Genomic DNA, 8,136 nt, shown 5'->3' with positions numbered 1-8,136 from the left:
AGTTATATTCTGGCCTCTCCCGGCATATTTTCAAGCGCTTTCGCGGCTGCAGCAACGCGACTTTACAGCGCCTCTCGGGATCACCTGCGCCTGTTGCAAAGACGCGGCCCACCGCCTAGAGGGGCGCCATCCTTCCACCCACCACATACCGGAAAGAGTGCCGCTTATGACCGCGATCATGGACATCCACGCCCGCCAGATTCTCGACAGCCGCGGCAACCCCACGGTCGAGGTCGACGTGCTGCTCGAAGACGGTAGCTTTGGTCGCGCCGGTGTGCCTTCCGGCGCATCGACCGGTGCCTATGAGGCGGTCGAGAAGCGCGACGGCGACAAGTCCATGTATCTGGGCAAGGGCGTGACCCAGGCCGTCGACATGGTGAATACCGAGATTTTCGAAGCGATTGTCGGTCTTGATGCTGAGGATCAGCGCGATATCGACATGGCGATGATCGCCCTGGACGGCACCGAGAACAAGTCGCGCCTGGGCGCCAACGCGATCCTGGGTGTCAGCCTGGCGGTCGCCAAGGCCGCAGCCGACGCGCGCGGCCTGCCGCTCTACAGCTATGTCGGCGGCGTATCGGCGCACGTCCTGCCGGTTCCGATGATGAACATCATCAATGGCGGCGAACATGCTGACAACCCGATCGATTTCCAGGAATTCATGATCATGCCGGTCGGGGCGGACAGCCTGGCCGAAGCGGTGCGCTGGGGATCGGAAATCTTCCACACGCTCAAAAAGGGCCTGCACGAAAAGGGCCTGGCTACCGCGGTCGGTGACGAGGGCGGCTTCGCTCCGAACCTGGCCTCCACCCGCGCCGCGCTCGACTTCATCATGGCCTCGGTCGAAAAGGCCGGGTTCAAGCCGGGAGAGAACGTGATGCTGGCGCTCGATTGCGCCGCGACCGAATTCTTCCGCGACGGCAAGTACGAGATCAGCGGCGAGGGCCTGTCGCTCTCTCCTAGCGAAATGGCCGATTATCTCGGCAAGCTGTGCGCCGAATATCCGATCCGCTCGATCGAGGACGGCATGAGTGAGGACGATTTCGAAGGCTGGCTCGCGGTCACAGAATTGCTCGGCAACAAGGTGCAACTGGTCGGCGACGACCTGTTCGTGACCAATCCCGAGCGACTGGCCATGGGCATCGAAAAGGGCCTGGCCAACAGCCTGCTGGTCAAGGTCAACCAGATCGGCACGCTCACCGAAACGCTGGAAGCGGTGAACATGGCGCATCGCGCAGGCTATACCGCAGTGATGTCGCACCGTTCGGGCGAGACCGAGGACGCGACCATCGCCGATCTCGCGGTCGCCACCAATTGCGGTCAGATCAAGACCGGTTCGCTCGCGCGCTCGGACCGGCTTGCCAAGTACAACCAGCTGATCCGCATCGAGGAGGAGCTGGGTGCATCGGCGCATTATGCGGGTGCTGCCATCTTCCGTTGAACAAAACCCGTTTTGTTCCGCGACTTGTGAGCCATTGATCGCATATTTGATTCGGGCTGGCCGTTTCGGCTTGCCAGCCCGAATCAATTGTGATTCAAGAGATTAATGTCGTCGCGCAAACCCGTCATAAAACCCGCAAAACAGGCCATCGCGCCGGGCATCTCGCTCGTCGCGCTGCTCGCCATTGCGGCCTATGCCCTGCTGGGGCCGACGGGCGTGCTGGCCTGGGGCGACTATCGCCAGCGGCTGGAGGTGCAGAAGGTCGAGCTGGCGCGGCTGCAGAAGCAGCGCGATGCGCTGCGCAACCGTGTCGAGCTGCTCGATCCCAAGGCGGTCGATCCCGATCTGGTGAGCGAACTGGTCCGCCGCGAGCTCAATGTCGCGCATCCCGACGAGGTCATCGTTCCGCTGAAATAAGCGGCCCCGCAAAAGCGCGGATGCTGCGGGAATATTGCGCAAAAACCGCCTTGGCCGTTGCGTAAACCTTGGCTCTGCTTCTATAGGAAGGGGGTCAATCCTCCCCCTGCCGCATGGCACTGATCCATCAGCGTGAAAGGTTTTCCGTCTTGGTCAAGACACCCGCTGCAAAGCCCGTTCGCAAACCGCCCGCAAAGGCCTCGTCGAAAGCTCCGGTCCTGCCCGAGGAGGGCAGCAATCATCCGCGTCCGCGCAACCCCGACCGCTATGAAGCCAGCCAGGAAGAGCTGCTGCATTTCTACAAGGAAATGCTGCTGATCCGCCGCTTCGAGGAGCGCGCGGGCCAGCTCTACGGCCTGGGCCTGATCGGCGGCTTCTGCCACCTGTATATCGGCCAGGAAGCGGTCGCGGTCGGGCTGCAATCGGCGCTCGAGCCGGGCAAGGACAGCGTGATCACCGGCTATCGCGACCATGGGCACATGCTGGCTTATGGCATCGATCCCAAGATCATCATGGCCGAGCTCACCGGACGCGGCGCGGGCATCTCGCGCGGCAAGGGCGGATCGATGCACATGTTCTCGACCGAGCACAAATTCTATGGCGGCCATGGTATTGTCGGCGCGCAGGTTCCGCTGGGTGCGGGTCTCGCCTTCGGGCACAAATATTCCGAGGATGGCGGCGTGTGCATGGCCTATTTCGGCGATGGCGCGGCCAACCAGGGGCAGGTCTATGAAAGCTTCAACATGGCTGCGCTGTGGAAGCTGCCGATCATCTTCGTGATCGAGAATAACGGCTATGCCATGGGCACCAAGGTCGCCCGCAGCAGTGCCGAGACCGAATTCTACCGGCGCGGCGATTCCTTCCGCATCCCCGGCATGCAGGTCAACGGCATGGACGTGCTCGAAGTGCGCGGCGCGGCCGAGGCGGCACTCGAATATGTCCGTGGCGGCAACGGTCCGCTGCTGATGGAACTCAAGACCTATCGCTATCGCGGCCATTCCATGTCCGACCCGGCCAAGTATCGCAGCCGCGAGGAGGTGCAGAACGTCAAGGAGAAATCCGACCCGATCGAGGCGGCCAAGGCCGAACTGATCAAGATGGGCGTGAGCGAAGATGCGATGAAGGCGATCGACAAGGAAATCCGCACGATCGTCAGCGAGGCGGCAGACTTTGCCGAAACCTCGCCCGAGCCGGATCCGTCCGAACTGTATACCGATGTGCTGGTGGAGCAATATTGATGGCCATCGAACTGAAAATGCCTGCTTTGTCTCCCACGATGGAAGAGGGGACGCTGGCCAAGTGGCTGGTCAAGGAAGGCGATACCGTGTCTTCCGGCGATATCCTGGCCGAAATCGAGACCGATAAGGCGACGATGGAATTCGAGGCGGTCGATGAAGGCACGATCTCGAAGATCCTGATCGCCGAGGGCACCGACAATGTGAAGGTCGGCGCTGTGATCGCGCTGATCGCGGGCGAAGGCGAGGACACTTCGGCGGCGGAAGCCGCACCGGCGCCCGCTCCAACCCCGGCGCCCGAGCCCGAGGCGAAAGCCCCGACCGAGAATGTCCAGATCGTCCCCGAAACGCCCAAGCGGGCTGAGGTGAGCGATCCGGCGATCCCCGAAGGCACCGAAATGGTGCCGACCACGGTGCGCGAGGCGCTGCGCGATGCGATGGCGGAGGAAATGCGCCGCGACGACCGCGTGTTCGTGATGGGCGAGGAAGTCGCCGAATATCAGGGCGCGTACAAGGTCACCCAGGGGCTGCTCGAGGAATTCGGGCCGCGCCGCGTGATCGACACGCCGATCACCGAATATGGCTTTGCCGGCATCGGTGCGGGCGCGGCGATGGGTGGTCTGCGCCCGGTCATCGAGTTCATGACCTTCAACTTCGCGATGCAGGCGATCGACCATATCATCAACTCGGCGGCCAAGACCAACTACATGTCGGGCGGCCAGATGCGCTGTCCGGTGGTGTTCCGTGGCCCCAATGGCGCTGCGAGCCGCGTCGGCGCGCAGCACAGCCAGAATTTCGGTCCCTGGTATGCCAATGTTCCAGGCCTGATCGTGATTGCGCCCTATGATAGTGCCGATGCGAAGGGCCTGCTCAAGGCGGCGATCCGCACCGAGGACCCGGTCGTGTTCCTGGAGAACGAGCTGGTCTATGGCCGCACCTTCGATGTGCCCAAGCTCGAAGACCATGTCCTGCCGATCGGCAAGGCGCGGATCATGCGCGAAGGCTCGGACGTCACCATCGTCAGCTATTCGATCGGCGTCGGCGTCGCGCTCGAGGCGGCGGAGAAGCTGGCGGCCGAGGGCATCGATGCCGAGGTGGTCGATCTGCGCACGCTGCGTCCGCTCGACACTGCGACCGTGCTCGAAAGCCTGAAGAAGACCAACCGCATGGTGGTGGTCGAGGAAGGCTGGCCGGTCTGCTCGATCGCGTCGGAAATCTGCGCGGTGGCGATGGAGCAGGGCTTTGACGATCTCGACGCGCCGGTGCTGCGCGTGACCAACGAGGACGTGCCGCTGCCTTATGCCGCGAACCTGGAGAAGCTTGCGCTGGTCGACAGCGCGCGCGTGATCGCGGCGGTGAAGAAGGTCACCTACAAGGGCTGAGCGCGACCTGCATCATAATATCGGCCGGGCAGCACGGCCCGGCCGATATCATATCCTGATGCAGAGCAGTCCGGCGACGCAGATACCCTTGTTGTCGCCCTTGCCGGCATTGCCGTCGAGCACGCCGTCCTTCATGTCGTTGGCCCTGGCAGCTTCGGCTGCGGCCTGGGCCGAGGCAATCTCTGCGTCGCTGGTCTGTGGCAGGATGGCATCATATTTGTCGCAGGTTGACTGGCGAGCCGAGGATACATTGTTGATGGGCTCTTCGCCGATATCGCGCGCGTCGCGGACCGTATACGCCGCTTCCTGGTGCAGTTCCCTCTCTCCGACGAACATGTCGCCGAACAGGGGTTGGTAGACATAGGTCAGTTCGACATACATCACCGCCGTGCCCTCGCTGGCCTGAATGCGGCTTGTCGCTGGCCCCATGCCCTGAAAGCTCGTCCCGGTCGCGCCTGTGCCTTCCGGACCATAATCCGAATCTTCCAACAGGGTGCCCTTGCACCGCTGCCACATGATCGTCTGCCCGCCGCTTTCATTGACTTCCAGGCTGGAAAGTACGGTGCGCCCGTCCTGATAGATCCCGGCGGCTCCCGCCTGGATCGCGGCCGCCTGGAACACATCGTTGATCTGCTGCTCGTTGATGACCTTTGCACCCAGCGTGGCATTGAGCGTCCCGATGCGCGAGGCATTGTCCGCCATGTTCAGCGCGATCTGGCTCATCTTCATCTGGGTGATGGCCAGGTTGGCAATCTCCACCCCGTAAAAGCCGATCCCGATGAAGATCGGAAGCGAGAAGGCGAATTCGATCAGCGCCAGCCCCGCCTTGTCGCGCCGCAATTTGCGCGCGAGCCTGCGGACGCGGTTTGACAGGCCAGGCCTGGCATTCTGGGTTCTGCCGGAGATCATGTGCAAATCGTCTCGTTGGTGGGGGCGTTCTGGGCATCAAAGGGTTGGTTGCGCAACACTGTCGCGGACTTGATCGTGGTATAGTCGCTTAACCCGATCAATCCGTAGAGCGGGAACTTGCGCCTGTAGCGCATGGTGACGGTGTACAAGACGACGTCGCGTGCCCCGCCAATACCTTCCTTGCCGAGATCGGCATTCCAGATGCCATTTGAGTTTTCGTCGATAAAGCATTCCCCGGGATCGCGGATGCCATTGTTGTTTTCATCCTCGAATTCTTCCGGAAGGCCCACTTTGGCAAAGTCCTGATAGCTCAGTCGTACGGGGGGCGCGATATCGGCATCATTGGCCAGTGGACCAAGATTCTCGCGCACACGTTGATCGATCGTGTCGAGAGCGGATCCGCCGCTCTCGAGCGAGGCGTCGCGTCCGGCTTTCTGCACGGCACCATCGAGAATGGCCCGGGCATAGACGGTAAAGCCCAGATCGAACACGCCCAGCAGCAAGAGCAGGAATGTGGGCGCGATCAGGCCGAATTCGGTCACGGTCACACCGCGCCGATCCTGGCCCGCCCGCCGGATGAATCCCAATCTGCGCATCACTGGGTCAACCTCAATTCTGCGATGTTCTTGGCGATATTTTCAAATGCGTTGTTCAACTGGTCTGCATTGTCGGCAGTGAAGGAGCTGCCGCTGCTGGCGCAGGTCTCCATGTCTTCGCTCAGTTCCGTGCCGAAGGCGATGACCCACAGGCGTATGCCCTTGGACTTGATGGCCTGGCAGACCGCCAGATAGCGGTCGCGGTGCCTGATGTCCTGATCGCTATCAGTGCCAGCTGTTCCAACAATGCGCTGATCGTGTCGCTCGACCCCATACATGGTTGCAGAGTCCCAGGAGGGGGCCAGCTGACCATCCGTCATGAAGATCATGTGGCGGCTGACCGAACCCGGATTGCTGGGCGCCTCATTGACGACCGATTGAAACAGACCCTGGGGCGAGGCCAGGCGAGCGCCCCAGATCAGCCCCACGTCATGATAGGTGCGACCCACGGCAGTAAGGCCGTAAACATAATCATAGACCTGTTGCCGTGTCATCGCTGCCAAAAGGCTGACCTTGCTTGGGCAGGCGGTATTCGACTTGACGGGAGTAGAATTAGTCTTGCTTTGGCGCCGATAGTATACCTCCGGCCAGTATGGGCGCCATTTCGTTGCGGTGTTGGTTGGAGCATCATCAATATTCAGGTCATAAGCATCCAGATTGCCATCCGCGGTAATGCCATTGCGCGTACTGGCAAATGTGGTTGCCGCCACAGTGTCGCGTTCCTCGATGCAGCCGCGCCAGCGGCTGGTGCTGCCGTTTGTTTCGGTCGGCGTGAAGACAGACGGATTGGCGGTTTTGATCGAACGCACAAAATCGCTGACCGGATAGGTAACTCGACCCTGTGAATAGGCCACCCGTGCAGCGGAGCTGTTTGCCGGTCGTACATGGTTTGGCGTGACGCGCCGCGTCCGGATGCGGAGGCACTGTCTCGATCCCGAGCCTGACCAGTTGCTATTTGATCCGTTCCAGGAGAAGCGCTGGTAGGTCGATACGGTGGTCACTCCGTTTACGGTACTGGTTTCGGATGCTGATCCACCCCATGTGGAACAAGCCGACGATGTCGTGTTGGTACCACCAGAAAAGGCGCTGTGCGGACGAGAATTCGGGCAGGTTACCGGCTGGGTCGCGCCAAAAATCTCGCAGTCCTGCCAGAAGGTTACGCGAGACTGATAGGCCCAGCTCTCGCCAGCAGCGCCGCCGACTAGCCAGGCGGAATTGGTATCGTAGAGCAGTTCGCCGACATTGACGTTGCTCGAATACGGCACGAACGAGTAGCGAATGCGCGCATCGCTGCCCGCTGCTGCGGTCGCCATGGTATCGTAAAAGCTCATCACCGCCTCCTGCAGAGAGGTGAGCTTGACGGCAGAAACGCCGTTCGAGTTGGTCAGCGTTTCGGCCATCGAGCCGGTCACGTCGAGCACGAACGTGACGTCCGTGTTGGTGAGGTTCAGCTCGGCTTCGCAGGTGACGGAAATGTTCAGCGTGTCATAACCGAACATGCCCATGATCGCAGTGGGCATGTCGGCAGAGGCAGAACCTGTGATCTTGCTGGAACCGGTAGGGTTTTCGGTTTCGAAGGATACGCCGGTGGTATCGTTATATCCCTCCTGGTAGTTCACATCGAAAAACGCTTCGGCCTGGGCTTCGGCTTCGCTCGTGTAGGTGGTCTGTGCCATGGCGCGGCGTCCAGCCAGCACGCCGGCATCGCACGCGTGCTGGATGCGCGACTTGACCATATAGGCGCGGCTCATGTCGATGGCACCGCCGACCATCGCTGCCATGGGCAGGATGCTGGCGGCCAGAATGGGCAGCACGTTGCCGCGTTTCGACGCAAGCAGCCGGTTGAGCCAAGGGCGCGCGCCGGTCTTCGCGGCATCGGCCCGCGCGCTGGTGCCAAAGCGCTGATCTTCGGTGTGGCGGATGGTCATGATGTGGTTAATGCCCCTTAGACGCAGCGTGCCTTGTATCCGCGCAATGGTAAGCAGCCCTCAAAGGGAGATGGTTAAGCCCAAGTTTACCTTGATTTGACCCGGAAATTGGGGGACTGCGCGCGCCATGGTTCCTCCAGAGACCCCTGTTTCTCCGCTCGTCACGCTGGCGGTCGGCTATGGCGACCGGCAGGTCCGCGACTGGGCTCGGGCGCTGTTTGCCTTCGA

Annotated in this window: 7 protein-coding genes; 4 read left to right on the top strand and 3 right to left on the bottom strand. The window is 61.5% G+C overall.

Features of this window, described 5'->3' with window-relative positions; genetic code table 11:
* Nucleotides 1–166 precede the first annotated feature (166 nt).
* The 4 genes from eno (at nt 167) to AX735_RS08475 (ending at nt 4,475) form a co-directional block, all read left to right on the top strand.
* Entirely contained in the window at nt 167–1,441 is a 1,275-nt protein-coding gene (eno, locus tag AX735_RS08490) for a phosphopyruvate hydratase (protein ID WP_066278556.1), read from the top strand.
* Between the two features lie 105 nt (nt 1,442–1,546).
* Nucleotides 1,547–1,858: an FtsB family cell division protein gene (locus AX735_RS08485; RefSeq protein WP_060979062.1), complete on the top strand. Its 312-nt coding sequence runs from the start codon at nt 1,547–1,549 to the stop codon at nt 1,856–1,858.
* A 218-nt stretch (nt 1,859–2,076) separates the two neighbouring features.
* Nucleotides 2,077–3,096 carry a pyruvate dehydrogenase (acetyl-transferring) E1 component subunit alpha gene (pdhA, locus tag AX735_RS08480; RefSeq protein ID WP_066278558.1) on the top strand — a complete coding sequence of 340 codons (1,020 nt, stop codon included), beginning with the start codon at nt 2,077–2,079 and terminating at the stop codon, nt 3,094–3,096.
* Nucleotides 3,096–4,475 (top strand): pyruvate dehydrogenase complex E1 component subunit beta, encoded by a 1,380-nt coding sequence (locus tag AX735_RS08475; RefSeq protein WP_066278553.1) that lies wholly within the window; start codon nt 3,096–3,098, stop codon nt 4,473–4,475. The genes pdhA and AX735_RS08475 overlap by 1 nt, the downstream gene beginning before the upstream one ends.
* Nucleotides 4,476–4,523: 48 nt before the next feature.
* Here AX735_RS08475 and AX735_RS08470 read toward each other — a convergent pair whose 3' ends face one another.
* Genes AX735_RS08470 through AX735_RS08460 form a run of 3 tightly spaced genes read right to left on the bottom strand, consistent with a single transcriptional unit; the run spans nt 4,524 to nt 7,908 of the window.
* Nucleotides 4,524–5,384: a hypothetical protein gene (locus AX735_RS08470; RefSeq protein WP_066278551.1), complete on the bottom strand. Its 861-nt coding sequence runs from the start codon at nt 5,382–5,384 to the stop codon at nt 4,524–4,526.
* Entirely contained in the window at nt 5,381–5,932 is a 552-nt protein-coding gene (locus tag AX735_RS08465) for a TadE family protein (RefSeq protein WP_231750063.1), read from the bottom strand. Before AX735_RS08465 ends, AX735_RS08470 begins: the two co-directional genes overlap by 4 nt.
* Nucleotides 5,933–5,979: 47 nt before the next feature.
* The gene (locus AX735_RS08460) at nt 5,980–7,908 is read right to left on the bottom strand and encodes a pilus assembly protein (RefSeq protein WP_066278545.1); all 1,929 of its coding nucleotides are present in this window, start codon (nt 7,906–7,908) and stop codon (nt 5,980–5,982) included.
* Nucleotides 7,909–8,136 lie beyond the last annotated feature (228 nt).

Source organism: Blastomonas sp. CCH1-A6 (assembly GCF_001556365.1).
GTDB lineage: Bacteria > Pseudomonadota > Alphaproteobacteria > Sphingomonadales > Sphingomonadaceae > Blastomonas > Blastomonas ursincola.
Note: the sequence above shows the minus strand (reverse complement) of the source record. Positions and strands in the feature narration are given on the sequence as shown.